Origin of the sequence: Natrinema sp. HArc-T2, from assembly GCF_041821085.1 — an archaeon.
Taxonomy (GTDB): Archaea; Halobacteriota; Halobacteria; order Halobacteriales; family Natrialbaceae; genus Natrinema.
Map to the genome: position 1 here is coordinate 189,347 of NZ_JBGUAZ010000005.1, position 24,867 is coordinate 214,213.

Here is a 24,867-nt window from a genome sequence, read left to right on the forward strand (position 1 = left end):
CTGTCGGGTCAAGCAGGACGGATACTGAGGTTCGAACGAGCTACAGACGAGTGGACAGCCGTTTTCACCGGACCACCCGTTTCTACACAGCGTGTTAAACCATACACAGAACCATCATGACTGATCTGTCGATGTGCAGGGGTTCGGTTCTGAACCGGCTGTTAAACTCATATCCTTCAAGTTCGGACTGGAGAGGGCTGTAGTCTCTGCGCTGATTTCGGCTGTAAGGTATGTTTCTGTTCTAGTAGTTCGATAGCTATGTCAGTGGCCATCTGTTTCAGGACTGGCGCCGTACGGCACGTCTCGAGGGAGAGTCGATCGGAAGTAACGAAGCAGCGACTACAGGACACTCGATAGCACAGGACATAGTCACTGCCGTCTTTGCCCACCCCTGTCGCTCCTTCGGTCGTGAGCTGTCGCTTTCCGGTTCGTGTATCGGGGAACCCCGGGCGGAGCGGGGGGCCGCCCTGGGCGTGAGAGACATGAGCGTACTCGAAGCGGGGGCGAGTCCACGTCCGAGCGATCCGGGCACGAACGCACGCAATCGGCTGGTAGCGCGTCGCTTGGGCCGAGCGTGTACCCGGCGGGGGTTTGCAACCCCGCACGTCTGTCGATGGACGATTCACCAATAGTTATGCAGCCACTTGGTACGCCGTAGCGACTCCGAACCACACGCAGGCAGCGTGTACTGGTGTATAGCGTCCTGCTACTGGCCGTCTGTCACCGCTCCAGTCCCTTAGTCTCGAGGGGGAACTGACAGTTCGAGTCCGACCTCCGGCTGCCGATTTCGCTCCGATACCAGTACGTACTCGGTGGCGTCCGCTTGCCGACCCGCCTCGAGCGGCGATCCGTTCGTGAGTCCGTTCACATATAGCCGACGAGCGACCGTCGAACGGTGACGGTTGTTTGAAACAAGGTGTTGTCGATGGCTTTCGGTCCCACGGGGTACCGATCGGGACGGGATGTCGTGGGTGGTATCACTGGCTTCCGGCACCTCGAGCGAATGCTGCGCTTGTTTCGTCCCGAAAGATGGGTTTTCGAGAGCATAATCAGTGCCCGAATTGGTCGCACGATATCCGGTTTCGTCTTGCGATTATGATGGTATTACTCGCGTTCGGTTCGGCGCTGCTGGCTTCCTGTATCGGACGACCCTGTCTACATCTCCGACGACGGCCAGAACTCGGGTAAGAGCCCTATAGCCTCGGCTCCCTTTCGGTTACAAGCCGGATAACTACAACTGGTGGTGGCTATCGAACGGATATGATCACCTGCACTAACTGCGAGACCGCCCAGTTTCTGCAGATTACGCAAAGTCGCGTCTACTTCGAGGACGGCGAGATTATCAACGAAATTTCCGAAACGTACGAGTGTACCCTCTGTGGTGCGACCGGACAGTACGTCTACGACGAGGACAGCGACGAGGAAACCGTCATCGGCGACGTCGAGCACACGACGGAGCGTCCGAAGTACGCCTGACTGCCGGCCCCCGTCCGGGGGCACGGAGTGTCACGTCCTCGAGTAGCTCGTCCGATCATGGGCGCAGTGGCGGCTCTCGTTTCTCCATTCGTGTGACCCGTCTCGAACCACAGTCAGACGGACTCCTGTTAGTGGGTGCCGGTTGGACCGCGACCGCCCTGCGGGCCCACCGGGAACTCGTGACAGTAGACCGTATCAGTTGACGTCGTCTCCGTCGTCGACACCGAGTTCGTCGACTGTGGGACGGCCTCGGTTGGGCACCGACCGGTCGTACTGACGGCGGCTGACGGCCTCGGTCCGACGACTGGTATCCCACTCCTCGAAGAGACCGTACTCGGTCATCGTCTCCATGCCGGCGATGGCTGCTGTGAGTTTGATCCCGACCAGTGGAATCTCTGCGACTGAGACGATCACGTCGGCACGGAGGATCGCACCGTCTCTGAGGAGCACGTCGAGCACGTCGACGAACGCGTCGTCATCCTTTCGCGGCCTCATGACTGGTGATTTGGACGGTCAGTAGCGGTCGCGGTTCCGGCGTCGCCACCACCCAGTTCCGGTGCGAACGTATACGGCGGCCACGGCCCGGTAAACCTGACCTCGAGTCCGTCGGTCGCCGCCACGTCGTCGAGTATCGAACCGATCGCTTCCTCGTCGTCCTCGTGGGCCAACAGCGTGAGCCGACAGAGGGTCTCGCCGTCACTCGAGCCCGACTCGTCGCCGACCACGTCGGCAGCCAGTGACGCGCTCGGCGAGCGCTCGAGGGCGTGAACTTCCCGCGCCTCGGCGGCCAGTCGCTCCTTGAGGTCGGTAGTCAGTGACTCCCGTCGCGCGGCTCGGAGTTCCGCCAGCCGCTGGTCGAACTGTTTCTCGAGCAGGAACGCCGTCCCCTCCTCGGAGTCGCCGATCCGTTCGTCGAGTTCCTGCAGTCGCTCGTCGCGCTCGATTAGCGTCTCGTCGTCGATCGGATCGACTTCGACGACTTCGACGCGGTATTCCCAGTGGTCGGCCAGCCCGGTGAGGGCACGCTCGAGGGTCGTAGTCTCCTCGCGGAGCCACTCGCGGACGGCGGCATCATCACCTTTGAGGATCGTGTCGAACTGGAACGGGATCGGCGTTCCGAATGCCTGTCCCGCCTCGTCGACGACCGTCTGGTGGCGAACGAGCCAGCGCCGGATCTGGGCGAGATTCGCCGAGTCGTAGATACCGTCACAGGCGTGGACGACTGCGCCGATGCCGTCCTCGACGATGATCGAGACGGGTTCGCCGTCGACGCCGGTCGTCTCGAGGGAAGCGTCCGCGTCTGTCTGGACGAGACAGTACAGGTAGCGCCCCGTCTCGATATCCGGCAGGTTAGCGTGCTCGCCGGCTGGCTGGTCGTCGAGCGTCTCGAGGCGCTCGTCGGAGCCGGGACCGCCAGTGCGATCACGACTCACTCGCTCTCACCTCCGAACACGGAGTAGCCGGGTTGCTGGACGGTCGTCGGCTCGCCGTGTAACTGCTCGATCGCGTCAGAGACCAGCCCGTCCAGATCGCTCCGGAGGTCGTCGACGCCGTCGTCGATCCCCTCGTCGGCTTTGAGCTGGTCGATCTCGGCTTCGATCGTCGCGAGCTGGCTGCCGAGCCGTTCGATCTCCGCGTCCGAGAGATTCCCCGACTCCATCCGGCGGATCGCCTCTCGCTCGAGCGCGTCGATCAGGATCTCGACGACGGTGACGACCAGCGTCATCAGTCCGTCCCGGGCATCCTCACCGTCACCGACATCGATCGTCGTCACGTGTCATCATCCTCCGATTCCGTCTCCGGTGCGGCCTTCGATTCCGCGTCGGTCGATTCCGCATCGTCGTCACTCGCGCTGTGTTCGGCGGTTCGCGCATCGCTGTCCGTCTCTGCTTCGTCTGCGGTAACGTTGACGCCGCGAGTCGGGTCGAGTACCGGATTCGGTCGGTCCATCTCGGCGAGTTCGGGCTCGTCGACCGCCTCGGCGACCCGGCGCATGTCCGTCCCTTCGGGGAACTCGAGGCCGTACTTCGCCGCGGTCTCGAAGGAGGCGATCGCGGCCCGCACCTGCACGCCGAGCAGTTGCGTGTCGCCGATCGAGACGGCGATGTCGGCGTTGATGACGATCCCCTTGTCGAGCAGCATCTCGACGACTTCCGCGAGATCGGCCTTCTGGCGGCTGGGCTGGAAGTCATCGACCATCGTGATCACCGCCGGTGAGACCGGGCCGCAGGTTGGTCGGACGCCCCTCACAGCCGTTCAGTCGCCGCGTTGGTGGATCAGTCATGGTTGGTTCTCCGTCGTCGTTCCCGCTCGAGTTCGAACCGACGGCCGTAGATCCGTTTCCGGGAGGGTGCCGTCGAGAGCTTCACGTCCTGTGGCACCGTCGAATAGCGGGCCCCGCCGCCGAGATCCCGCCGGTCGGTGGGGATCGTCGACGACGCTGTCGGATTCCGCGGGTTCGTGCTCGTGTCCTGCCGGCGCATCTTCTCGCGGTTGAACTCGTAGAGTCGCTCGAATCGCTCGTGTGTCTCGAGCAGCGCCGTCCGGAAGGCGTCGATGCCGGCCATCGCCTGCTGCTGGATAGCGACCTGATAGGCTTCCGGGTCCTCGGCGACGTCGATATCGCCGAGCGCCGCCTTCGTCGCGGACGCCGCGTCCATGTCCGTCTCGATGAGAGCCTCGTCGTCACCGACTAACTGCCCGTCATCGTCGTCAGCGAGATCCGACACCGTGTCTTCGATCATTCCGGCGTCGTCGCCGTCCGCGAGGTCGTCGACAGCGTCGTCGAGTTCACGTTTCTCCTGCCAGATGCCGGTCAGATCCGTGGCGTTCCAGGCGTTCAGCAGATCGATCGCATCGAACACCTTCGTGAAATCGACGACATCGGACACTCCTTCGTCGTCGTTTGCCATCGCGTCTGGAAGCTCGCCGACTTCGATCGCATCCAGGAGTTCGTCCCCGTCGACCGCATCCGGCAACTCACTGAGGTCCATCTCGTTGATCAGCTCGACGAGCTCTTCGGCGACCCGGACGAGGTTGTCGACGTCGCCGATCACCGTCTCGACGGTCTCGCCCTCGAGTTCGTCGATCGCGTCGACGTCTCCGAGGGAGCCCTCAAGTCGCTCGAGGCTCGCTTCCGCCTCCTCGAGGAGAGCGTCGAACGGCTCGTCGACGGACTCGGCGTCACTCATCCGTCGTCCTCCATCGCTTCCGTTCCCTCGGTGTCCGTCGTCTCCGGCCTGATCAGGACGGTGAGCACTCCGTTTCTGATCGCCGCTTGAGAGTCCGTCTCCTGCCAGGGAACCTCGATGCGATCGAGTTCGCGCCCGTCGACGGCGATGACGAGCGTCGAGTCGTCGAAGCCGACCGTGACGTCGTCCGGATCGGCACCGGCGATGTCCGCCGTGACGAGCAGTTCGTCATCGTAGCTCCGGATCGCAACGTTGTGGTCGCTCGAGGGGCCCGCCGATCGAATCCGTCGCATCCGTGATCGATCCCTGTCGCCGCCCGGCTGTCGTCCAAGCGGCGAGTCGTCAGCTGAGAGGTCGTCGGCCGGTCGGATCGAGATGTCGTAATCGAAGACGGACCGATCGCTTCGTCGTCGCCCCGAGGCCGACGTCACGCCGCTCTCGAGCGACTCGAGCGCCGATAACAGGCTCGAGATCCAGTGGTCGTTCTCATCAGCGAACTGATCATCGGTGGTACGGTCGTCGTCCGATTCGTCGCGGTCGTCTGTCGGGGGCTGGTCGCTCATTATCGTTTCACCTCCACGCGGCCGCTCGAGAGCCGCTCGTGGACATCACGGGCGATCTCGAGTTCAGCCTCGAGTTCCTCCTTGCGGCGCTGGTATTCCGCCTCGGAGCGCTCGCCGAGTTCGTACAGCAACTGGTTTTCCTTGAGGTCGTCCTCGAGCGCCTCGACGTCGTAGAGTTCGTCGAGCGCGATGGTGTGGAGCGCGTTGATGACACCGACGAACGGTCGGAACAGAAGGTCGTCGAGGACGAACATCGGTTACTGGGCTCCGATTTTCACATCGACGAAGCTGTACGGCGCGAACGGACCCGTATATCGGACCATGAGGTCGTCGCGGTCGTCCTCGAAACCGGCGACCGCGTCGTCGAACGCCTCGCGCTCGTCACGATCGACGAGATACGAGCGATTGAGGACGAGCCGATCGCTGAACAGGTCGTTTTCGACCGACTGTGCGGCGACCGGCTCGAGGCGATCCGCGACATCCTCCTCGATCGCTTCGCGATCGATGTCAGCGTCGTCCTCGCGGACGAGTTTGAGGCCGAGTTCGAACCGACCCTCGATATCGCTCATCGCGCGTCGAAACGCCGGTCGCGCCCCGCGCAGGACGTTTTTCAGTTCCCGATCGCCCTCGAATGCCATGCCGAACTGCATGGGAACGACCGTCGTCCCGCCGTCGGAATCCATGATCTCCCGGAGAACGTCGTCATGGCGCTGTGCATCCTCGTCAGTTTCCTCGGGATCGGTCGTGTCGATATCGGAGACGACGGCACCGAGTCGCCGGTGGGAGATCGTGTAGACGCGCTCAGCACCGGCAACGGCCTCGGTCTCGAACTCGACCGTGTCGCCGTCGACGATTCCATAGACGTACCGGTTCGTCATTGGTGGCTCACCCGTTGAACGGACACGACGGACTCTCCGTCCAGTCTCGTGTCTGGTCGCCCGCGTCGAGCGTCACGGGGAGAGACAGACGATCGGGACACGCCGACTCCGTCGGTGGTAGGATAACTAACTGGCATAGGCGTGATAGCTGTGTGCCGTGCGGACACCGCAACGAGCACTCGAGTATCGTCATGAACGATTCGTTGTTCCGGTGGGTTACGGTAGTGCTTGCAGTTGCATCCCCCACCGTCTCGAGACTGGTCCACACGAAGGTGGCACTCTCCGGGAAATAGATGGGTTCGGGCCAGCGTGCTTGCAGCCGCAGTCCGAGTCGTGTTACGGAGGGCCGGTCAACATCAGGGAGTATGGCACAACCACAACGAAGACCCGACTCCTCGAGTCTCGCGGAGGTACTCGACCGCGTCCTCGACAAGGGCGTCGTCATCGACGTCTGGGCCCGTATCTCGGTCGTCGGGATCGAGTTGCTGACGATCGAAGCCCGTGTCGTCGTCGCCTCCGTCGACACCTTCCTGCACTACGCGGAGGAGATCGCGAAAATTGAGCAGGCCACGGCGGAGGGCGAACTCGAGGAGCTCGAAGAACTCGAGGTCGAGCCCCGTCCCGAATCGTCGCCGCAGTCCGCAACGGAGTAATCACTCGTGGGCGACGCCTCGCGCAAGCGCACGGTCCGCGGCCGGAAGATCAGGGCCAGTCGCGAACAGAAGGCAGGCCGCAAAGCGAAAAAGGAACTCGCGCGCAAGGCATCGAACGCCGGCGAACGAAACGGTGACAGCCCCCTCGCCGATCCCGAGGAGGTCCGACCCGCGACGTTCGTCGAGACGGACGCCGTGAAAGCCCTGCAAGAGCGCATCACGGGCTGGCTCGAGGCAGAGCAGCCAGTCCATCTGCTCGGGCCAACTGGCTGTGGGAAGACGGCGCTCGCGCTGTCGGTCGCCGCCGAACGCGACCGCCCGGTCGTCTGGATCAACGGCGACGATGCAGTCGACACCGCAGCGCTCGTCGGCGACCACGCCGGGGGCGAACGCTATACGGAGGACGACCGGTTCGTCAGCGGCGTCAGCAAACAGACCGAGATCGTCCGCGAACGCTGGGTCGATAACCCCCTCTCGGTTGCCGTTCGCGAGGGCGCGACGCTCGTCTACAACGAGTTCTCGCGCAGTGATCCCGCCGCCCACAACGTCCTGCTCTCGGTCTTCGAGGAGGGCGTCCTCGAGCGACCCGGCAAGCGTGGCGAGGACCGGACGATCGACGTCCACCCCGAGTTTCGGGCGATCCTCACGTCCAACGACACCGAATACGCCGGCGTCCACGAACAGCAGGACGCGCTGCTCGACCGATTCGTCGGCGTCCACGTCGACTACTACGACGCAGAGACCGAACGCGAGATCGTCCGCGCACACGTCGACCTGTCGGACGACGACATCGCGACCGTCGTCGAAACGACGCGAGCGCTGCGCGACGACCTCGAGATCGTCGTCGGCACGCGGGCGGCGATCACGGCCGCGAAAGGACTCGCCGTCTTCGACGGGCACGACGCCGACGCGTTCGCCGAGGAAACGCTGGCGAACGTCTTCACCGACGTGCTCGCACCGAAGGTCGCGGGCGATGACGGCGGCGATATCGACGACCTGCGAGCGCAGCTCAGCGAGACGATCTGACCCACAGAGTACATCGAATCCAGACCAATGGCCGAAGCCGATACCCACTCACAGAAGCAGTGTAAGGCCCACACCGAAGACGGCGAGCGCTGCTCGCGACCGGCACAGGACGACGGCTTTTGCTATCAACACGACGAGAGTGATCAAACAGTGAGCGACAGCCAGACAGCCGAGGCGGAGGAACAGGCCGACGAACAGACCGACGGTGACGACATCGAACAGTCCCGATCCCGCGGCACGACAGCCATGACCGCCGACGAGGTGACCGATCCCGAGACTGTCGAGACGGATGTCGACGCCGCCGAAGAGATCGCAGGCGTCCTCGCGGTTCGAAAGACGGTCGAGTCGACCGCCAGCCAGCTCATCGGCCACGAGTTCGACGGTGTCAGCGAGGTCTCGCCGACCGATGAGGGCTGGCGCGCCATCGTCGAAGTCGTCGAACGGCGAGCCGTGCCCGACACCCAGGACATCATCGGTCGCTACGAGATCGAACTCGATACCGACGCCACCGTCCACGGCTACCACCGACTCGACCGCTACCGTCGCGGCGACACCACGGAATTCGAATAGCGCCTCGACGCGCGACGTCTCGCTCGCGGGCGCTCGAGTTACGACACCGCGCCGTTGACACCGTCCGGCACGTCGCTCACGCTCACTCCACCGTCCGTTCTCGCCGCGTTCGTAGCTCCCGCTGACCGACATGTCCCCTCTCCGATGGAGTTCGATCACAACCGCGAAGTCACCCCCGCGCGTCGACTCGACCGAACACGACATGTCGAGCCCGCCCGTCCGCGGCGTCGACGTCGGTCCGGAAACCCGGTGTGCCCACTACCACACCGACCGCGACGTCGTCGCGTTCACGTTCGCGTGCTGTGAGGACTACTATCCTTGTTTTCGATGCCACGAGGAACGGACGGACCACGAGGCGGTGCCGTGGCCACGAGCGCGCTTCGACGAGCCGTCCGTCCTGTGTGGCGTCTGTGAGACCGAGCTGACCGTTCCAGAGTATCTCGAGGCCAACCATAGCTGTCCGGTCTGTGACGCAGCGTTCAATCCCGGCTGTTCGAAGCACGCGGACCGGTACTTCGAGACGAGTCCGTGATCAGTCGTCGGCCGGCACGGCACGTGCGTCGGCAGCCGGCGTCGTGTCGTCGGCCAGCGCCGCCGCGACGTGCGGTGGCAGTTCGTTGACGATCGAGCGACCGTCCCGTTCGCGGACGACCAGCCCGTCGTCCGCGAGCGCTCCGAGATGATGGGAGATCGTACTCGGATCGCGGTCGAGTTCGTCCGCGAGCTGGCCATTGTGGACCGGCCCGCAGTCGGCAATCGCCTCGAGTACGGCCCGTTTCGCGGAGTCTTCGAGGGCGGCCTGCAGTCCGGCGTCGTCGTTCTCGAGGACGTAGCGGCGCTTCCCGTTGACCGTGCGCGTGGCGATCAGGTCCTCGTCTGCGAGCACCCGGACGTGATGGCGGACCGTCGAGAGGGGGATATCGGTCCGGTCGCTGATCGCAGATAGGTAGATCCCGGGCTGGTCCCGGATCGCCTCGTAGATCGCGCGCCGGCGGTCGTGCTCGAGCGGGTCGGAGTCGTCGTAGCGACTGTAGCGGAAGATCGGCAGGGCCTTCCAGAGGTCCGCACCCGCGCGTCGCAGTTGGTCGATGCCCAGCAGCCGAAGCGGGGCCGTCTCGCGGAGGGTGCTCAGCCAGCCGGCGACCGCGGTACCTGCGCCCCCGACCGCGCCGGAGATCCCAGCCCCGGTCGAACCGCTCGCTGCGGTGCCGGTCGCGATCACACCCACCAGTCCGACCAGGACGGCGCTCGCTGCCGCTTCGCCCGTACTCGGCGGAGCGACGGGACCGCCCGCGTCGTCATCGGGGGTGGCCGTCTCGTTGGATCCCTGCTCTCTGGTATCGGGATCGTCGGTCTCGGTGCTCGAGCCCTGGGCCGCCTGCGTCGAGTCCGATCCCACCTCGAGAGAGGCGTTGACAGTCGCGTTGACGCCGTCGATCGCCTCCGTCGTTTCGTTGACGGTGCCGTCCACGGTTTCCACAGTGCCAGTGAGGGTGCCGTCTACTGTCTCCGTTGTTTCGTTGATGGTTCCGTCTACTGTCTCCGTCGTGTTCGAGACGGTGTCATTGAAGGACTGAGTCGTGTTTTCCACCGTCACAGTCGTCTCGCTGGTCGTGGTCTCGAGGCCGTCAGTGGTGGCTGCCGTCGCGGACTCGAGTTCGTCGGTCGTCTCGTTACGAACGGGCTCGAGCGCGTTCGTCGACCCGACGGTACCCACTCCGGCGGTCGACTCGCCGGCTGCAACGCCTGCCATCGCACCGCCGAGGACCACGGCGACGAGAATCACCGCGACGGCGCGACTCGCGATCGACGACACTCCTGTCATAGCTGTCGTCGGTCTGTCTGCGGTCGACGGTAATACGTGTTTCCCGTTTCGTGACAGTCACGTGAGCCGACTGACGGTCACGCCGCGTGGATCCAGCAAGCTATTTCCGCGTCGGACGGTCGACTCCGGGTATGGATCCGGCGCTTGGCCCGCCAGCGGCGATGGCCGAGAAACGTGACGAGCTGACGCCGATGATGGCGCAGTATCACGACCTCTGTGCGCGCTACGACGACGCGATCGTCCTCTTTCAGGTGGGCGATTTCTACGAGACCTTCTGTGGCGCGGCCGAACGCACCGCACGCCTGCTCGAGATCGCGCTGACAAGCCGCGAAGACTCCACCGGCGAGTATCCGATGGCCGGCATCCCGGTCGACAACGCCGAGTCGTACATCGAGGACCTGCTCGAGGCCGGCTACCGTGTCGCGGTCGCCGATCAGGTCGAAGAGCCCGGCGAGACCTCGGGCGTCGTCGAACGTGCGGTCACGCGCGTGATTACGCCCGGGACGCTTACCGAGGACGAACTGCTCGCGAGCGACGACAACAACTTCGTCGCGGCGCTCGCGCGTGAGGACGAGCGCCTCGGTCTGGCCTTCCTCGACGTCTCGACCGGCGACTTCTACGCGACGAGTGCGACCGCGAGCGAGTCGATCGCCGACGAACTGAGCCGGTTCGCCCCCTCGGAGGCAGTCGTCGGTCCCGACGCGCCGACCGAACCAGTCCCCGACGACTGTATGATGACGCCGTTCGACGCACGTGCGTTCGACCGCGAGCAGGCCGGCGAAACGCTCGCGGCGTACTTCCGGAACCCTGACGCCCTGCTGGCCACCGACGCCGAGATCCGGGCCTGCGGCGCGTTGCTTTCCTACGCCGAGTACGTCCGCGGCGGCGAACACGAGGGCGAGCGCGGCGACGACGAACGCGTCGACGCCGTCTTCGAAGGCGACGCGGAGCAGCGCCTCGAGTATATCACACAGCTCACCCGCTACGACCCCCGCGAGTACCTCTTACTCGACGCCGTCGCCCTGCGCAGCCTCGAGCTGTTCGAACCCCGGACGGTCCACGGTCGCGACGACGCGACGCTGATCGGCATGCTCGACGAGACCGCGAGCGCCCTCGGCGGTCGCCGGCTGCGTGACTGGCTTCGGCGACCGCTGCTCGAGCCTGCCCGGATCGAGGGTCGCCACGACGCGGTCGCGGAACTGAAAGCAGCCGTCCAGCGACGCGAGCAGCTTCATGAGCGCCTGCGGGAGGTCTACGACCTAGAACGGCTGATCGGACGAATCTCTCGCGAGCGGGCCAACGCGCGGGACCTGCGTTCGCTTCGGGATACGCTCGCGGTCGTCCCCGAGATCCGTGCCCAACTCGAGGACGCCGACTGCGAGCGGCTGCGGGAACTCCACGAGGCGCTCGACCCGCTGTCGGACGTCCGCGAATTGATCGAGGACGCGATCGTCGCCGAGCCACCGATCGAGATTACCGAGGGCGGGATCATCGCAGAGGGGTACGACGACGACCTCGACGCGGTGCGTGCGACCGCCCGGGACGGCAAACAGTGGATCGACGACCTCGAAGCGCGCGAACGCGAGCGCACCGGCATCGGCTCGCTGAAGGTCGGCCACAACTCGGTACACGGCTACTACATCGAGGTGACGAACCCGAATCTCGATGCCGTCCCCAACAACTATCAGCGCCGTCAGACGCTGAAAAACTCCGAGCGGTTCGTCACGCCGGAACTGAAATCGCGCGAAGACGAGATCGTCGGCGCCGAGCAACGAGCCGACGACCGCGAGTACGAACTGTTTTGCGAGGTTCGGCGCGAGATCGCCGCCGAAGTCGAACGCGTCCAGGCCCTGGCCGATGCGCTGGCGAATTTGGACGCGCTCGTCTCCCTTGCGACCGTCGCCGCCCAGTACGACTACTGCCGGCCCGACCTCCTTGAGCGCGAGGGGCGAGACGGGCTCGTGATCGACATCGAGGGCGGTCGTCATCCGGTCGTCGAGCGCACCCAGGAGTCGTTCGTCCCCAACGATGCCCACCTGACGAACGAGCGGCGGCTGGCAGTGATCACTGGCCCCAATATGTCCGGGAAGTCGACGTACATGCGCCAGGTGGCCCAGATCGTTCTGCTGGCCCAAGTCGGGAGCTTTGTCCCTGCTCGAGCCGCCAGACTCACGCCGGTCGAGCGGATCTTCACCCGCGTTGGGGCCAGCGACGACATCGCCGGCGGGCGCTCGACGTTCATGGTCGAGATGGATGAACTCGCGACGATCCTCCGAGACGCCGACGAAGGCTCGCTCGTCCTCCTCGACGAGGTCGGACGGGGAACCTCGACTGCCGACGGCATGGCCATCGCGCAGGCGATCACCGAACACCTCCACGACGCGGTCGGCGCGACGACACTCTTTGCGACGCATCACCACCCGCTGACCGAACTGGCCGACGACCTCGCAGCCGCCGTTCCACTCCACTTCGAGGTCGACCAGGACGACGGCGAGGTCGTGTTCCACCACGAGATCGCGCCCGGCGCGGCAACGGGCTCGTATGGCGTCGAGGTCGCGACCGCGGCCGGCGTCCCCAAAGACGTGGTCGATCGGGCACGAGAACTGGTCGCTGACGCAGCAGCCGCGGAAGCCGGCGCGGGCGACAGCGCCGACGAGGAGGCTGGCGACACCGACTCGAGCGATCGCCCGACTGTCGACGCCGACGGCGAGTCGACCGCGCCAGCGACCGCAGACGGCGGGGACGTGCCAGCGGACGTGGCAGCCGAACTCCGTGCGCTCGATCTCGCCCACCTCACCCCCGTCGAAGCGCTGACAGAACTCGATCGGCTCAAGCGACTGCTCGAGGAGTGACGCTCTCGAGCCGTCACCGGCGCTGAGCGACAGCGGGGTATATGAGTGTTTGGGGCCGCTGCGGCCTGTAATACCCGGCACAACACACAACTGTGCCGGTGGCGACATCGGTGTATGTCGTATCGAACGACGATCGGGTGGTCGCTCACCACATCGGGTATCGTTACCCTGTTGCTCGCGTATCTCCCGGGCGAATCGTGGTGGTGGGGATTCGGCCTGTTGATACTGGGCATCGCGGTCATCACGGTTCGTCGGTAGCCGACTGCTCGAAACGGAACTCGAGGCGCTCGTCCCCGTCGTTGGTCCGGTACAGTCCGCGAGTCGGCTGTAACCTTCTTCTATCACGACGGTGAACGGCAGACACGAGAGGTGGTACTCGAGATGGAAGCACTGACACTCACAAGTCCGGCGTTCGACGACGGGGAACGTATCCCCGCGAAGTACGGCTATACAAACGATAACGTCAATCCGCCACTCGAGATCGACGGCGTTCCTGACGACGCCGAAGCGCTCGCGCTGATCGTGGACGATCCCGACGCGAGAGCGCCTGCTGGGAAAATCTGGGACCACTGGGTCGTCTGGAACGTCCCGACGGCGACGGCGACGATTCCCGAGGACTGGCACCCGACCGAGGCGACCGAGGGAACGAACGACTACGGCGAACACGGCTACGGTGGCCCGAACCCGCCGGACAGGGAACACACCTACCGGTTTGAACTGTACGCGTTGGACGCGTCGCTAGACCTCGACTCCGACGCCGGCGCGGACGAGCTTCGGTCGGCAATGGAAGGCCACGTCTTCGAGCAAACGCGCCTCGAGGGGACGTATCCGGCCTGACGATCCGGCAACTCACTCCGCCGGCGGCTCGAGCGAGACGAACTCGAGGCCGTGATCGTCGAGCAGTCGCGCCGCGCGATCGGTCACCGACGGCGCGACGAGAATCCCGCGAACGGTCGCATCCGCATGGAGGTCTCGCCCGAGCGCGTCGACGTACCGCCGAAGCTGGCTCACCGCATCGGGACCGACCCGCCGACGTTTCAGTTCTACGACAACTGATCGGTCAGCCGCGTCCTCACCGTAGATGTCGACCGCACCTGCCGGCGTGTCGCGCTCGGTTGCAAGTGGGGTAAAGCCGGGCTCGAGCAGCTCTGGCTCCTCAAGGATCCGTTGGCGGAGGTCTTCTTCGGTGCCGACGAGGGCGAGATCGTTCTCGTCGGACCCGGCGAACGCAGAAACCTGCAGTACCTCCTGAAACCGGACCAGAAGACGTTCGTCTGGCGTCGATCGGCGGCTCTCGAGGACGAGCGCACCATCTTCGCAGAAAACATCGTGGTCACAGCCCGGCGGCTGCCAGTTGACCGGCTGCTGGCCTTCATCAGTGTGGACCAGCGCCGAGCCGTCGGGTTTGAGCATGACGTGGCGGTCGCCCGCCTCGAGATAGCTCGTCGCCCGACCGTCATAATCGACGGTACAGCGCCCGAAGACGGTCACGATTGCATCGCGCTCGAACCCGCGGGTAATCACGTCTCGGGCTGCCGCCATCACCGGCTCCTGAAGGGTTTCCGTTCGCTGGCCGTGCTCTGACTCCGTCACTGGCCGTGATAGTTTCGGGACGGATAAAAGCCCCCCGCTGTCGGGTGGTCCGTCTCGAGTCGTCGACTACACGCTGGGTCGACACGGAAGGTATATTTTCGTCCGAGCCCGCGCTCGAGGCACAATGTCGAACCTTTCGAGCCGCCGTGGCCTCCTTGCGCTTGCCGGAACCGGCCTCGCCGCGTCGCTCGCCGGCTGCTCCCAACTCGACTCGTTAGGGGGATCGGGCGACGGGACGACGGACGCCGTCACGCTCCAGATCAGACCGGACGAAGACGAAGTGTCGAGTCTGGGATCGGAAATCCAGGCAGAACTCGAAAACGGATCCATCAGCCAGCAGGAGGCGCAACTCGAGTATCAGGAACGACGACTCGAGTTGATCGAAGCGGCTGCAACCGATTTCGAGGAGTCGGCTGCGGACAGCGACATCACGATCGAGAACGCCGAAACGGCGTACGGAATCTTTCTCGTCACCGGCTCCGACGAGGCGATTCTGGATACGCTCCGCGATGGAACCGCCGGCGCGATCTATTCCGGTGAGCAGTACGACGCCCTCGTCCAGCAACAGCAACAGCGCGAGCAACAACGGGCGCTGCTCGAGCAACAGCAGCAAGCTGCCGGCAACGAGACGAACGAATCACCGACGGGGAACGAGACGGGCGGGTAACGCGAGTCAGGTGTCGTCTTCGGCCCCGACTTACCACGCTATTCTCATCGCTCTTATTGCTCTTGTCGCTCGAGCGCAAACGGACTCTCACGCTCGGTCCAGTCCCAGCCAGGCAGTCGTTCCTGAAAGCCGGCGGCCAGTGCGGCCTCGCAGTCGTCGACGCCGGCGTTTTCGTCTGTGTCGCCGTGGACGTGAACGTCGGCGTAGTGGAACGTCGCCTCGCCGAGCGTTCGGAGCGGCTGGTCGCCAGCGATCGTCCCGGCCAGTTCGCGACCGAGGAGTTCGTCGACGACGAACCCTGGATAGTCGCCCTCGACATCGAGATCTCTGAGGATGGCGACCAGGGCAGCGACGTTGACTGCCAGATCGCCGTCGGCGAAGACGTCGTCGACCGCCGCATGGTATTGTGTCGTCGTCACGGCGTCGACATCGGTCTCAAAGATGTCGCCGAGGTCATCGCGGACATCGTTGATGATCGGGACGACTCGATCGGCACGGGCCGCGATCCAGTCTCGTTCTTCTCTGACGCGAGCAGGCGTAACGTGCATGGAATATCGACGACGACCGCAGCTCCCAAAGCTCTGTACATCTATCGCACTCGAACCGTCGATACGGACGGTTGCAACGCTCCTGTTGGCCAACAGGAGACCGGCTACGGACCCTGTCTTGCGAAGGCTTTTATACTCCGCAAAGAATAGCCTCGAGTAAGCGGGTTCTCCCTGGAATCTTCCCGCACGAACCAGGATAACCGATCCGGGAGCGTCTTCGTCAGGCATGGAGTAGGATACGATGATCCACGAGACGAGACGGAGTGTGAGCTACGTTGTCCCATCCGGACGACACTCACCACCGATGTTGACACGGCCGCCAATCGGCGGTCGTCACGACACCGAGTTCCGTCAGTTGTCTCCGATCGCTTCCACCCGATCCGACGACGTCCCCGATCCCGGACGGCGAGTTCACGCAAGCCACATTGGCGACCTATGAGCACTGTAGAGCAGCAACTCGACGATCTCAAAGCACAGATCACGAGCGAGTTACCGAGCGATATCTCGGTCTCCTCGGTGAAATACGAAGGCCCCGAACTGGTGGTCTACACCCGCGACCCGAAGAAATTCGCCCAGCAGGGCGATCTCATTCGCCAGCTCGCGAGTAAGCTTCGCAAGCGGATCACCGTCCGGCCCGACCCAAGCGTTCTCTCGCGACCCGAACAGGCCCGCGAGGAGATTATGGACGTCATCCCCGACGAAGCAGGGGTGACCGACCTCGACTTTCACGCCGACACCGGCGAGGTCGTCATCGAGGCCGAAAAGCCCGGCATGGTGATCGGCCGTCACGGCTCGACGCTCCGTGAAATCACGAAAAACGTCGGCTGGACGCCCGAAGTCGTCCGCACGCCGCCGATCGAATCCTCGACCGTCTCGAACGTTCGGAGCTTCCTCAAACAGGAACGCGACGACCGACGGGACATCTTGGAGAAGGTCGGCCGACAGATCCACCGCGAAGAGATGTCCGACGACGAGTACGTCCGCATCTCCACGTTGGGCTGCTGTCGCGAGGTCGGTCGGGCATCTTTCATCCTTTCGACGCCCGAAACCCGGATTCTCATCGACTGCGGTGACAAACCCGGCGCAGAGGGAGAAGTCCCCTATCTCCACGCCCCGGAAGCGTTCGGTGCAGGCCCACAGTCGATCGACGCCGTCGTCCTCACCCACGCTCACCTCGACCACTCCGCGTTTATCCCGCTGTTGTTCAAATACGGCTACGACGGCCCGATCTACTGTACCGAACCCACGCGGGACCTGATGGGCCTGCTGACGCTCGACTATCTCGACGTTGCGGCCAAGGAAGGCCGAAGCCCACCCTACGAGAGCGAACAGGTCCGCGAAGCGATCAAACACACCATCCCGCTCGAGTACGGCGACGTCACCGACATCGCGCCCGACGTCAAACTCACCTTCCACAACGCCGGTCACATCCTCGGGTCGGCCGTCTCACACTTCCACATCGGCGACGGCCTCTACAACGTTGCCTTCTCCGGCGACATCCACTACGAGGACACCCGCCTGTTCAACGGCGCGGTCAACGACTTCCCGCGCGTCGAAACGCTCGTCCTCGAGTCGACCTACGGCGGTCGCAACGACTACCAGACTGACCAGCAAGACTCCGAAGAGAAACTCAAGGAAGTCATCAACGAGACCTACGAGAAGGGCGGCAAGATCGTCATTCCGGCGTTCGCGGTCGGTCGCTCCCAGGAAATCATGCTCGTCTTGGAAGAGGCGATGCGCAACGGCGACATCCCCTCGATGCCGGTCCACTTAGACGGCATGATCTGGGAGGCAACGGCGATCCACACCACCTACCCCGAGTACCTCCGTGACGACCTGCGCGACCGCATCTTCCACGAGGACGAAAACCCCTTCCTCGCCGAGGAGTTCAACCACATCGACAGCGGCGAGGAGGAACGCCAAGACGTCGCCGACGGCGACTCCTGTATCATCCTCTCGACCTCGGGGATGGTCACCGGCGGCCCGATCATGTCCTGGCTCTCGCATATCGGCCCTGACCCGGACTCGACGCTGCTCTTCGTCGGCTACCAGGCCCAGGGCACCCTCGGCCGACGTATTCAGAACGGCTGGGACGAGATCCCAACGAGCGAAGTCGGCGCCATGGGCAACGGCGGCGGCCGCGGCACCCTCTCGCTGAACATGAACGTCGAAACCGTCGACGGCTTCTCCGGCCACGCCGACCGCGCCGGCCTCGAGAACTTCGTCAAAACGATGAACCCACGCCCCGAGAAAGTCCTCTGTGTCCACGGCGACGAACGCTCCACGCAGGACCTCTCGTCGGCGCTCTACCATAACTACGATATGCGAACCTTCGCCCCGAAGAATCTGGAAACCTTCCGTTTCCTCTGAAAGCCCTCGCGAGCGCCTGGCGGCGCTCGCTCGCCCTTTCAATGTCTACCGGAGCGCCGCAGGCGCTCCGGTCGCCCGGAAATCTTCGATTTCCGCAGGCCGCCAGGGTCGCACCGCAGCGCGGCGCGCGAACCTGCGCTCCGCGCGATCGGCCTGCCCTCCCCCGTGACTCGAGCGCTCGCCTCCTGATCGAGGCGAGCGCTCGAGACGGCCACGTGGATGACCGATCAGTGCAGAATCGGTCGGAATCCCGAACGGGACGTCACTGACCGTCGTCCGATGAGATAGCCGCTTCGCCGTCGGCCACTGTCGACTCGTCACCCTCCCAGCGTTCCTCGTGGACGAGCGTCTCCATATCGAGTCGCTCACGCCATCCTTCCTGCTGAAGCACGGGTTCCTCGGGGAAGCCGTCTTCCGGATAGCCAAGACAGAGATACGCGACCGGCTTGACGTGTGGCGGAATGTCGAGTACCTCCTGGACCTCGTAGGGGTAGAGGACACTCACCCAACCGACGCCGACACCCTCCGCTCGAGCAGCCAGCCAGAGATTCTGCACCGCGAGACACGTCGAGTAGACGTCAGCACGCTTCATCGAACTGCGGCCCAACACGTGGGGCGCGCCGCGGGTCGGATCGCAGGTCACGCAGATGTTGATCGGTGACTCACGAATTCCCTCGAGTTTCAGCTCCGCGAACTCGCTTCGCCGCGGTTCCTCGTAGCCTTCACGGGCGGCCGCGATGGCGCGTTCTGCGATCGACGCGATTTCAGCTTTGGTCTCCCCGTCGCTGACGACGACGAGATCCCAGGGCTGTGAAAACCCGACGCTCGGCGCGTGGTGGGCGGCCTGCAGCAGTCGATCGAGGACCTCATCAGGAACCGGCTCGTCACGAAATCGCCGAATGTCGCGCCGGGCGTAGATCGTCTTGTACACCGCATCCCGCTCCGCGTCCGTGAATGCAACCATTGTTGCAGCTATGAAATTAGGGTTGTATAAAACCGATGACTAGCTGGCGACCGGCGGACTCGAGCGGGGCGAACTCCACTACTTGCCGCTCGCCCGCGGGCCGATCACTCGGGGGCGTCGGCTGGATCGACGACCTCGCCCGTCGCAGGATAGACGCCGACCTGGTCGCAGCTGTCGGCCATCGGACACGCCTCGGGATCGTCCAGACAGGCTGGTTTGCGCGCAGTACAGTACTCGCGGCCGAACTGGATCGTCGCCGTGTGGCCGAAGCCGCACTTCGCTGCGGGCACGTCGCGCTCGAGGACCTCACGAACCGTCTCGTGATCGGCATCCTGCGGCGCGATACCCAACCGCCGGTAGATCCGGTGAACGTGCGTGTCAACAGGGAAGACGCCGCCACGGCCACCCGAAAAGAGCAGGACGCAGTCGGCGGTCTTCGGGCCGACGCCACGAACCTCGAGCAGCGTCTCGCGAACCGCTGACGGCTCCTCGTCTTTGACGAACGTATCGAACGCGGCTGCGGAACCGAACGCCTCGAGCACCCACTCGGCAGTGTCGATGATGGTTTCGGACTTCTGATTATAGAGCCCCGCTGAACTGATCGTCTCGGCAAGCGTCGACTGCTCGGCGCTGGCGAGCGATTCGGCGAGGTCGACGTCATCGCCATCGTATCGCTCGAGCAGTGCATCGTGAGCCGGCTGGCTCGCCTTGTCGCTGGTGTTCTGGCTCAGGATCGTCCGGACGAGACAGGTGAAGGCGTCCTGACCGCCGTAGGTCTTCTGCCAGTATAGCTCACCCAGTCGGTCGACGATCGCCTCTGCACGGGTGTCGGCTGTCGCGGGATCGAACTCGGCGGCCGCACCGCCACCCGCCGTGCCGCCGCTGATGTTGACCGCAGGCTCCGGATCGTCGCTCATACCCGAACGGTGGGGCGGGCAGGACAAAACGGCGACGGAACCGGTGGGTCTCGAGCAGTTACAACCGTCTCACTCGACGCTGACCGTCACCGTCGCCTCGGCACCGTCGGCCAGCGCCGCGACGAGATCGTGGCCGAACCCTTCGGCTGCGAACTCGGCACCGACCATGATCGTCCGGTCGTCGACGTAGTCGCTCGTCCGCCCCACCGCGCTTCGCTCGTTCGTCAGCTCGAGATCGGGATGACCACATCCCGTGACCGATTCCGTGTGACCGTCAGCCTCGACAGTAACCGTGATCGTCGCATCAGCATCCTGGCAGGCCGCGACGAACTCGGGGTCGAAATCAGCTGGCGAACGGTCGGCCTCGATCGCGAGGATGCAGTCGCCCGCAGGAGTGAGATAGTCGTCAGTCGTCACTTCGAAGGTGCTCGCATGTTCGGCACTGACGTGCTCGTGGCCGCGAGCGTGGATGACTTCGTCCATGCGACGGAGTTCGGTGCCGGGCGGAAAACGGAATCGAATCGGGCCCGTCTCGAGCCCGTGTGTCGCTCAGACGAGGCTCGCGCCGTCGAAGTCACCGCGACTGTAGTCGATCTCCATCAGATCGAGGATCGTCGGCGTGATGTCGAAGAGGTCGGCGTCCTCGATCGACGCTTCCGGATCGTCGATGTAAAGCGACGTGTTGTCGAAGCTGTGCATCCCGTTGCGTGGCCCCGTGGTAAAGATCTCGGAGTTTGCTTTGAACCCGGACTTCAGATCGAAGCCCTTGTTCGGAATCGCGACCAGATCGGGCGCGATGTCGTCGTGGTCGCCACGGAAGGCCGCTTCCTTCTCGACGACACGGTCGACGACCTTGTTGCCGTCGGGACCCTCGAGGTCCTCGAGATCGGCTTTGAGCTGGTCGCGGACCTCGTCGTACTCGGATTCGGGGACGGAGCCGCGGGGTTCGCGTCCCTCGAGGTTGATGTAGAAACGACCAGGGATGAACGAGTAGGCTTTCGTATCAGTCGAGATATCGCCCAGTTCCTCGGGCTCGTCGGTCTGGAAGGAGAGCCAGCCCTCCTCTCGGAGCCACTCGTTGAAGTGGACTTCGTAGTCGAGACTGGTGAAGCCGTGGTCGGAGGCGACGATCATGGTAACGTCGTCGGGGAGTGTCTCGCGCAGCCGACCGATGTAGTCGTCGACCTTCTGGTAGAACTCGATGAAGTCGTCTTTGTACTCGCCGTCGCGCTCGTAGTCCTTGAAGAGGAAGTGATTGACCCGGTCGGTCGTCATGAAGACGCCAAAGAAGAGGTCCCAGTCGTCTTCCTCGATGTAGTGTTTGAACGCCTCGAAGCGCGCGTCGACGGTCGCGTGAGCGTCCTCGATGAACTCGGCCTTGTCGTCCTGATGCCCGAGTTTCGGGTTGACGTCGATCCGATAGTCGAGCGTCTCGAGGTAGTCACGAACGTCATCGGGGTAGGCTGCTTTCTCGAGGTCGGGCGAGAGAAAGCCCGAGACCATCCGCTGGACGTCGCGCTGTGGCGGGAACGTGACGGGGACGTTCAGTACTGTCGCCGTGCGACCGGCTTCCTGAACGCGGTCCCAGACACGGTTAGCCTGGACGTCACGGCCCATCGGGACATAGGTGTCGTAGGTGCCGACTTCCCGGTCCTGGAAGCCGTAGACGCCGGTCTCGCCGGGGTTCTTCCCAGTCGTCAGCGACGGCCAGCAGGCGCTGGATTCCGGCGGGACGATACTCGAGATTTCTGCCGCCGTGCCGTCGTCGGCGAGTGCTGCAAAGTTGGGAAACAGTTCCTCGTGCTCTGAAAGGAGACTATACGGTACGCCATCGACCCCAATAAACGCGACTCGGGGATCGCCGTCGCCCCGTAATCGGTCGAACAGACCCATGGCCGGACGTAGTTCGACCGGGTACAAGAAGGTTCGTTTCGGAACAGTGTTTTGCGAATACCTGCGACACCGGCTGCTGCAATGAGAGTCCCCCTCAGCTACCGATGAGAGAGGGGTCGAGACGAGGACGAGAGCGAACGACAGACGCCGTGACCGGTCCGTGAGTCGTCGTCTTCGAACACGCTCGTGGAGTTACTCGTCGCGGTCGCTCGAGTCCGCGGGCTCGAAGTTCGCTGGGACGACCGTGAGGTGGGCCATGCCAACGCCGGATTCGGCTGCGGTGTCGGCTGCCGATCCCGAACGTGGGGCGGAGTTGGATGCTGCCATACGGTGAGAACTACGGGAGAGACGGGGATAAAATTACCCATGCTCATAACGCATCCGGCGACAGGCCGGAGATAACTCTGGGGAATCGACCGGTGGAGCCGACGACAGAAAGGAAAAACGACCGGTCGCGGTCGTTACTCGAAGTGCTCTTCGTAGAGGTCCTGGGCGTGCTCGATCGCGTCGTAGGCAGCCTGCTTGTCCTCCCAGCCCTGTGTCTCGACTTCCTTGCCTTCCTCGAGGTTCTTGTAGGTCTCGAAGAACTCGTCGATCTCGTCGAGTTGCTGCTGTGGGATGTCGTCGAGGTCTTCGATGTGGTCGTAGCGTGGGTCCTCACTCGGGACGGCGATGACCTTGTCGTCCTGCTCGCCATCGTCGTCCATCTTCATCAGGGCGACGGGACGGGCTTCGATGACACAGCCGGGGAACGTCTGATCCTCGACGAGGACGAGCACGTCGAAGGGATCCTCGTCGTCGTAATAGGACTGCGGGATGAAACCGTAGTCGCTCGGATAGTGAACGTTGCTGTGGAGCACGCGGTCGAGGACGACGCCCGGCACGTCCTTGTCGTACTCGTACTTGTTTCGCTCGCCTTTGAGACATTCCACGACGGCGTAGATCTCTTCGGGTGCGTTCGGTCCAGTTTCGAGGTCTTCCCAGAGGTTGACCATGTACCGGAAGGTCCACCGTCGATCAAAAAGTACTTTCGTAATCGACTGTCAGTATTCGAGTGACGGTTGCCAGATATTCGACAGACACCACGAAGGCCCGTTACACCCGTCTCCGGCCTCGTATCGGTCGGTCGCCGGGTGTCCGACCGGCTGATACGAAGGGATAGTTGACAAGTCTTAAATAGTCTGGTGACAATTGCACAAGTATGTCAGAGGCACAATCAATCACCGGCGAACAGAGTATTGCACGCGAACTCACCGCCTTCCAAAACAACATCCTCGTCATCCTCGCGAAAGAGCCGATGTACGGCCTCGCGATCAAGCGTGAACTCGAGGACTACTACGGAACGGAAGTAAACCACGGACGTCTCTACCCCAACCTCGACGAACTCGTCGACCTGGGACTGGTCGAAAAGAGCGAACTCGACAAGCGAACCAACCAGTACTCGCTGACCGACGACGGCTACGAGGCCGTCCTCGACGGCATCGAGTGGACGCTCTCGAAGGTCGTCACGGGCGACGACCGCGCCGACGAGATCCGCGACATCGTCGAAAACAGCTACTAGAACTGGTGTTACGGGGCTCGCTCGTCAGCAGTCTCGAAGACCAGTTCGATCGATTCTTCGATCACTTCCTGTTGATTGTCCGATGGCCAGGCGTTCCTGACGAAGTAGTCCGTTCGAAACTCCGCAAGTTCGTCACCAGTCAGTGATTCGATCGGCTTCGCGTAGTGGTTGCCCGCGAAATCGGCCAGGATTGCCGCATTGTCGCCGTGAACGTCGCCGTGGGCGTCCCTGACCGTCGCGACGAGGTCGCGGTTGTGGGCGTCGACGTCGTCCCAGTCGTCCGGATCGCCCGCCCCCTCGAGTGGAATCTCGACCGCGCGGTCGATGTCATCGATGCGGTCGGTTCGGATGACGCCGTCCTCGTGCCACTCTTCGGGATGGAGCACGAGCACGTCGTCGCCGTCGTCGTCGCGGATGCGAGATGTAAAATCGTGTTCCTCGAGGAGGTCGTCACGACGGTCCTCGTAGGCCGTTGCCTCGTTGTCGTCGACCGCGGTGCGCTTCAGGCGGGTCAGTCGTTCGACTTCGTCGACGACATCCAGGGGGAGATCCGTCTCGTCGCTTGCAGCTCCGTCACCGTCCTCATCGCCGTCGATCGCGTTCGGATCGGTCATGAGAGCACGTACGCACGCGAGCGGTTTTCCGCTTGCCGATCCAGACCCAGACTTGGGCGTCGGCCCGCGTGGCGTCAGCGTCAGGCCTGATCAAGCGCCTCGTTGACGAGCCCGTCCGCGCGCTCGTTGACATCTCGCGGGACGTACTCGAGGGTCCACTCGTCGAACGCGGCCAGCAGTTCGTGGACGGTCACGCGCTTCTCGCGGAGTTCAGGGTTGTTGGTGTCGTACTCGCCACGAACCTGTTTGACGATGAGTTCGGAGTCGCCGCGGACGTGGATCTCGTCGTAGCCGTAGTCGCGGGCAGCCTCGAGTCCTGCGATCAGCGCGTCGTACTCGGCCTGATTGTTCGTCGCCGTCCCGATGGTCTCGCCGTCCTCGGCGACGATCCCATCGCCCGTGACGATCACCCAGCCGATCGCAGCGGGACCGGGATTACCTCGCGAGCCACCGTCGAAGTAGACGTGGGCGCGCCCACCGCTCTCGCGCAGCAGCGCCTCGAGGTCGCGTGGGTCCGACCCCTGAATCACGATCTTGTCGTCGTAGGCGACGGCCGTCGCCCCGCCCCGGCTGGCCCGCCAGCGCTCGTGGTCCGTGTTACCAGACTCGACTGAAACGCCCGCATCCTCGAGTCGCTCGCGGGCCGTCTCGACGTCACATTCGATAACCGGCATTCGTGTCCGGGATCGGCCAGAATCGGATAAAG

At 63.8% G+C, this 24,867-nt stretch carries 30 protein-coding genes; 11 read left to right on the forward strand and 19 right to left on the reverse strand.

The features are described from left to right. Positions 1-1,260 precede the first annotated feature (1,260 nt). Positions 1,261-1,476, forward strand: a complete 216-nt coding sequence (locus ACERI1_RS13645; RefSeq protein ID WP_373618822.1) for a hypothetical protein — start codon at positions 1,261-1,263, stop codon at positions 1,474-1,476. A 195-nt stretch (positions 1,477-1,671) separates the two neighbouring features. On the opposite strand, the gene gvpM is transcribed toward ACERI1_RS13645, so the two are convergent. From gvpM to ACERI1_RS13685, 8 genes are all read right to left on the reverse strand, one after another. Continuing rightward, positions 1,672-1,971, reverse strand: coding sequence for a gas vesicle protein GvpM (gene gvpM / locus ACERI1_RS13650; protein WP_373618824.1), 300 nt, complete (start codon positions 1,969-1,971; stop codon positions 1,672-1,674). Then, entirely contained in the window at positions 1,968-2,909 is a 942-nt protein-coding gene (gene gvpL, locus ACERI1_RS13655; RefSeq protein WP_373618826.1) for a gas vesicle protein GvpL, read from the reverse strand. The genes gvpM and gvpL overlap by 4 nt, the downstream gene beginning before the upstream one ends. Then, positions 2,906-3,250: a gas vesicle protein K gene (locus ACERI1_RS13660; protein WP_373618828.1), complete on the reverse strand. Its 345-nt coding sequence runs from the start codon at positions 3,248-3,250 to the stop codon at positions 2,906-2,908. Before ACERI1_RS13660 ends, gvpL begins: the two co-directional genes overlap by 4 nt. After that, a complete protein-coding gene (gvpJ, locus tag ACERI1_RS13665) occupies positions 3,247-3,675 on the reverse strand; it encodes a gas vesicle protein GvpJ (RefSeq protein WP_373618830.1) in 429 nt (142 codons plus the stop codon). The genes ACERI1_RS13660 and gvpJ overlap by 4 nt, the downstream gene beginning before the upstream one ends. A gap of 77 nt (positions 3,676-3,752) precedes the next feature. Next, positions 3,753-4,667: a hypothetical protein gene (locus tag ACERI1_RS13670; protein ID WP_373618832.1), complete on the reverse strand. Its 915-nt coding sequence runs from the start codon at positions 4,665-4,667 to the stop codon at positions 3,753-3,755. Beyond that, complete coding sequence (locus tag ACERI1_RS13675) at positions 4,664-5,230, reverse strand: Hsp20/alpha crystallin family protein (RefSeq protein WP_373618833.1); 567 nt, start codon at positions 5,228-5,230, stop codon at positions 4,664-4,666. The genes ACERI1_RS13670 and ACERI1_RS13675 overlap by 4 nt, the downstream gene beginning before the upstream one ends. Beyond that, positions 5,230-5,484 (reverse strand): gas vesicle protein GvpF, encoded by a 255-nt coding sequence (gene gvpF, locus ACERI1_RS13680; RefSeq protein WP_373618834.1) that lies wholly within the window; start codon positions 5,482-5,484, stop codon positions 5,230-5,232. Before gvpF ends, ACERI1_RS13675 begins: the two co-directional genes overlap by 1 nt. Positions 5,485-5,487: 3 nt before the next feature. Then, positions 5,488-6,108 carry a GvpL/GvpF family gas vesicle protein gene (locus tag ACERI1_RS13685; protein ID WP_373618836.1) on the reverse strand — a complete coding sequence of 207 codons (621 nt, stop codon included), beginning with the start codon at positions 6,106-6,108 and terminating at the stop codon, positions 5,488-5,490. 365 nt (positions 6,109-6,473) lie between these two features. On the opposite strand from ACERI1_RS13685, the gene gvpA reads away from it, so the two are divergent. The 4 genes from gvpA (at position 6,474) to ACERI1_RS13705 (ending at position 8,889) form a co-directional block, all read left to right on the forward strand. Further along, positions 6,474-6,761, forward strand: coding sequence for a gas vesicle protein GvpA (gvpA, locus tag ACERI1_RS13690; RefSeq protein WP_373618838.1), 288 nt, complete (start codon positions 6,474-6,476; stop codon positions 6,759-6,761). A 6-nt stretch (positions 6,762-6,767) separates the two neighbouring features. After that, positions 6,768-7,787 carry a gas vesicle protein GvpN gene (gvpN, locus tag ACERI1_RS13695; RefSeq protein ID WP_373618839.1) on the forward strand — a complete coding sequence of 340 codons (1,020 nt, stop codon included), beginning with the start codon at positions 6,768-6,770 and terminating at the stop codon, positions 7,785-7,787. Positions 7,788-7,814: 27 nt separating this feature from the next. Next, positions 7,815-8,357 (forward strand): gas vesicle protein GvpO, halophile-type, encoded by a 543-nt coding sequence (gvpO, locus tag ACERI1_RS13700; RefSeq protein ID WP_373618841.1) that lies wholly within the window; start codon positions 7,815-7,817, stop codon positions 8,355-8,357. Between the two features lie 202 nt (positions 8,358-8,559). Then, positions 8,560-8,889, forward strand: coding sequence for a CHY zinc finger protein (locus tag ACERI1_RS13705; RefSeq protein WP_373618843.1), 330 nt, complete (start codon positions 8,560-8,562; stop codon positions 8,887-8,889). Here the strand turns inward: ACERI1_RS13705 and ACERI1_RS13710 are convergent, their stop codons facing one another. Then, positions 8,890-10,182, reverse strand: coding sequence for a winged helix-turn-helix transcriptional regulator (locus ACERI1_RS13710; RefSeq protein WP_373618844.1), 1,293 nt, complete (start codon positions 10,180-10,182; stop codon positions 8,890-8,892). Between the two features lie 131 nt (positions 10,183-10,313). Here ACERI1_RS13710 and mutS point away from each other — a divergent pair, with 131 nt between their 5' ends. From mutS to ACERI1_RS13725, 3 genes are all read left to right on the forward strand, one after another. Next, positions 10,314-13,034 carry a DNA mismatch repair protein MutS gene (gene mutS, locus ACERI1_RS13715; protein WP_373618846.1) on the forward strand — a complete coding sequence of 907 codons (2,721 nt, stop codon included), beginning with the start codon at positions 10,314-10,316 and terminating at the stop codon, positions 13,032-13,034. 114 nt (positions 13,035-13,148) lie between these two features. Beyond that, positions 13,149-13,292 (forward strand): hypothetical protein, encoded by a 144-nt coding sequence (locus tag ACERI1_RS13720; protein WP_373618848.1) that lies wholly within the window; start codon positions 13,149-13,151, stop codon positions 13,290-13,292. Between the two features lie 123 nt (positions 13,293-13,415). Continuing rightward, entirely contained in the window at positions 13,416-13,871 is a 456-nt protein-coding gene (locus tag ACERI1_RS13725) for a YbhB/YbcL family Raf kinase inhibitor-like protein (RefSeq protein WP_373618850.1), read from the forward strand. Between the two features lie 12 nt (positions 13,872-13,883). Here ACERI1_RS13725 and nucS read toward each other — a convergent pair whose 3' ends face one another. Then, positions 13,884-14,627, reverse strand: coding sequence for an endonuclease NucS (gene nucS, locus ACERI1_RS13730; protein ID WP_373618851.1), 744 nt, complete (start codon positions 14,625-14,627; stop codon positions 13,884-13,886). Positions 14,628-14,751: 124 nt separating this feature from the next. Between nucS and ACERI1_RS13735 the strand changes: the two genes are divergently transcribed. Then, positions 14,752-15,294 carry a hypothetical protein gene (locus ACERI1_RS13735; RefSeq protein ID WP_373618853.1) on the forward strand — a complete coding sequence of 181 codons (543 nt, stop codon included), beginning with the start codon at positions 14,752-14,754 and terminating at the stop codon, positions 15,292-15,294. Between the two features lie 53 nt (positions 15,295-15,347). On the opposite strand, the gene ACERI1_RS13740 is transcribed toward ACERI1_RS13735, so the two are convergent. Then, positions 15,348-15,842: a hypothetical protein gene (locus tag ACERI1_RS13740; protein ID WP_373618854.1), complete on the reverse strand. Its 495-nt coding sequence runs from the start codon at positions 15,840-15,842 to the stop codon at positions 15,348-15,350. Between the two features lie 435 nt (positions 15,843-16,277). Between ACERI1_RS13740 and ACERI1_RS13745 the strand changes: the two genes are divergently transcribed. Next, on the forward strand, positions 16,278-18,212 hold the full coding sequence (locus ACERI1_RS13745) for a beta-CASP ribonuclease aCPSF1 (RefSeq protein ID WP_373618856.1): 1,935 nt from the start codon (positions 16,278-16,280) through the stop codon (positions 18,210-18,212). Positions 18,213-18,474: 262 nt separating this feature from the next. Here ACERI1_RS13745 and bluB read toward each other — a convergent pair whose 3' ends face one another. From bluB to ACERI1_RS13775, 6 genes are all read right to left on the reverse strand, one after another. Next, entirely contained in the window at positions 18,475-19,176 is a 702-nt protein-coding gene (gene bluB / locus ACERI1_RS13750) for a 5,6-dimethylbenzimidazole synthase (protein ID WP_373618857.1), read from the reverse strand. A 104-nt stretch (positions 19,177-19,280) separates the two neighbouring features. Next, entirely contained in the window at positions 19,281-20,093 is an 813-nt protein-coding gene (gene nth / locus ACERI1_RS13755) for an endonuclease III (RefSeq protein WP_373618858.1), read from the reverse strand. A 69-nt stretch (positions 20,094-20,162) separates the two neighbouring features. Beyond that, complete coding sequence (locus ACERI1_RS13760) at positions 20,163-20,576, reverse strand: DUF371 domain-containing protein (protein WP_373618860.1); 414 nt, start codon at positions 20,574-20,576, stop codon at positions 20,163-20,165. Positions 20,577-20,642: 66 nt separating this feature from the next. Further along, positions 20,643-21,986, reverse strand: coding sequence for an alkaline phosphatase family protein (locus ACERI1_RS13765; protein WP_373618862.1), 1,344 nt, complete (start codon positions 21,984-21,986; stop codon positions 20,643-20,645). A 192-nt stretch (positions 21,987-22,178) separates the two neighbouring features. After that, complete coding sequence (locus ACERI1_RS13770; RefSeq protein ID WP_373618864.1) at positions 22,179-22,313, reverse strand: hypothetical protein; 135 nt, start codon at positions 22,311-22,313, stop codon at positions 22,179-22,181. A gap of 134 nt (positions 22,314-22,447) precedes the next feature. Then, positions 22,448-22,981, reverse strand: coding sequence for an inorganic diphosphatase (locus tag ACERI1_RS13775; protein WP_373618865.1), 534 nt, complete (start codon positions 22,979-22,981; stop codon positions 22,448-22,450). 206 nt (positions 22,982-23,187) lie between these two features. On the opposite strand from ACERI1_RS13775, the gene ACERI1_RS13780 reads away from it, so the two are divergent. After that, positions 23,188-23,547, forward strand: coding sequence for a PadR family transcriptional regulator (locus ACERI1_RS13780; RefSeq protein WP_373618866.1), 360 nt, complete (start codon positions 23,188-23,190; stop codon positions 23,545-23,547). A gap of 8 nt (positions 23,548-23,555) precedes the next feature. Here ACERI1_RS13780 and ACERI1_RS13785 read toward each other — a convergent pair whose 3' ends face one another. Next, positions 23,556-24,161: a rnhA operon protein gene (locus ACERI1_RS13785; protein WP_373618867.1), complete on the reverse strand. Its 606-nt coding sequence runs from the start codon at positions 24,159-24,161 to the stop codon at positions 23,556-23,558. An 80-nt stretch (positions 24,162-24,241) separates the two neighbouring features. Next, positions 24,242-24,835: a ribonuclease HI gene (rnhA, locus tag ACERI1_RS13790; protein ID WP_373618869.1), complete on the reverse strand. Its 594-nt coding sequence runs from the start codon at positions 24,833-24,835 to the stop codon at positions 24,242-24,244. Positions 24,836-24,867: the final 32 nt, after the last annotated feature.

Bases quoted from the DNA above. Each gene is read 5' to 3' on its own strand.
- gvpJ (WP_373618830.1), bottom strand. From the start codon at position 3,675: ATGGTCGATGACTTCCAGCCCAGCCGCCAGAAGGCCGATCTCGCGGAA.
- bluB (WP_373618857.1), bottom strand. From the start codon at position 19,176: ATGGTTGCATTCACGGACGCGGAGCGGGATGCGGTGTACAAGACGATC.
- ACERI1_RS13705 (WP_373618843.1), top strand. From the start codon at position 8,560: ATGTCGAGCCCGCCCGTCCGCGGCGTCGACGTCGGTCCGGAAACCCGG.
- ACERI1_RS13675 (WP_373618833.1), bottom strand. From the start codon at position 5,230: ATGAGCGACCAGCCCCCGACAGACGACCGCGACGAATCGGACGACGAC.
- gvpO (WP_373618841.1), top strand. From the start codon at position 7,815: ATGGCCGAAGCCGATACCCACTCACAGAAGCAGTGTAAGGCCCACACC.
- ACERI1_RS13720 (WP_373618848.1), top strand. From the start codon at position 13,149: ATGTCGTATCGAACGACGATCGGGTGGTCGCTCACCACATCGGGTATC.
- ACERI1_RS13770 (WP_373618864.1), bottom strand. From the start codon at position 22,313: ATGGCAGCATCCAACTCCGCCCCACGTTCGGGATCGGCAGCCGACACC.
- ACERI1_RS13685 (WP_373618836.1), bottom strand. From the start codon at position 6,108: ATGACGAACCGGTACGTCTATGGAATCGTCGACGGCGACACGGTCGAG.
- rnhA (WP_373618869.1), bottom strand. From the start codon at position 24,835: ATGCCGGTTATCGAATGTGACGTCGAGACGGCCCGCGAGCGACTCGAG.
- ACERI1_RS13780 (WP_373618866.1), top strand. From the start codon at position 23,188: ATGTCAGAGGCACAATCAATCACCGGCGAACAGAGTATTGCACGCGAA.
- ACERI1_RS13785 (WP_373618867.1), bottom strand. From the start codon at position 24,161: ATGACCGATCCGAACGCGATCGACGGCGATGAGGACGGTGACGGAGCT.
- ACERI1_RS13670 (WP_373618832.1), bottom strand. From the start codon at position 4,667: ATGAGTGACGCCGAGTCCGTCGACGAGCCGTTCGACGCTCTCCTCGAG.
- ACERI1_RS13645 (WP_373618822.1), top strand. From the start codon at position 1,261: ATGATCACCTGCACTAACTGCGAGACCGCCCAGTTTCTGCAGATTACG.
- ACERI1_RS13765 (WP_373618862.1), bottom strand. From the start codon at position 21,986: ATGGGTCTGTTCGACCGATTACGGGGCGACGGCGATCCCCGAGTCGCG.
- ACERI1_RS13735 (WP_373618853.1), top strand. From the start codon at position 14,752: ATGTCGAACCTTTCGAGCCGCCGTGGCCTCCTTGCGCTTGCCGGAACC.
- gvpA (WP_373618838.1), top strand. From the start codon at position 6,474: ATGGCACAACCACAACGAAGACCCGACTCCTCGAGTCTCGCGGAGGTA.
- ACERI1_RS13760 (WP_373618860.1), bottom strand. From the start codon at position 20,576: ATGGACGAAGTCATCCACGCTCGCGGCCACGAGCACGTCAGTGCCGAA.
- ACERI1_RS13725 (WP_373618850.1), top strand. From the start codon at position 13,416: ATGGAAGCACTGACACTCACAAGTCCGGCGTTCGACGACGGGGAACGT.
- mutS (WP_373618846.1), top strand. From the start codon at position 10,314: ATGGATCCGGCGCTTGGCCCGCCAGCGGCGATGGCCGAGAAACGTGAC.
- ACERI1_RS13740 (WP_373618854.1), bottom strand. From the start codon at position 15,842: ATGCACGTTACGCCTGCTCGCGTCAGAGAAGAACGAGACTGGATCGCG.
- ACERI1_RS13710 (WP_373618844.1), bottom strand. From the start codon at position 10,182: ATGACAGGAGTGTCGTCGATCGCGAGTCGCGCCGTCGCGGTGATTCTC.
- ACERI1_RS13745 (WP_373618856.1), top strand. From the start codon at position 16,278: ATGAGCACTGTAGAGCAGCAACTCGACGATCTCAAAGCACAGATCACG.
- ACERI1_RS13775 (WP_373618865.1), bottom strand. From the start codon at position 22,981: ATGGTCAACCTCTGGGAAGACCTCGAAACTGGACCGAACGCACCCGAA.
- gvpM (WP_373618824.1), bottom strand. From the start codon at position 1,971: ATGAGGCCGCGAAAGGATGACGACGCGTTCGTCGACGTGCTCGACGTG.
- nth (WP_373618858.1), bottom strand. From the start codon at position 20,093: ATGAGCGACGATCCGGAGCCTGCGGTCAACATCAGCGGCGGCACGGCG.
- gvpF (WP_373618834.1), bottom strand. From the start codon at position 5,484: ATGTTCGTCCTCGACGACCTTCTGTTCCGACCGTTCGTCGGTGTCATC.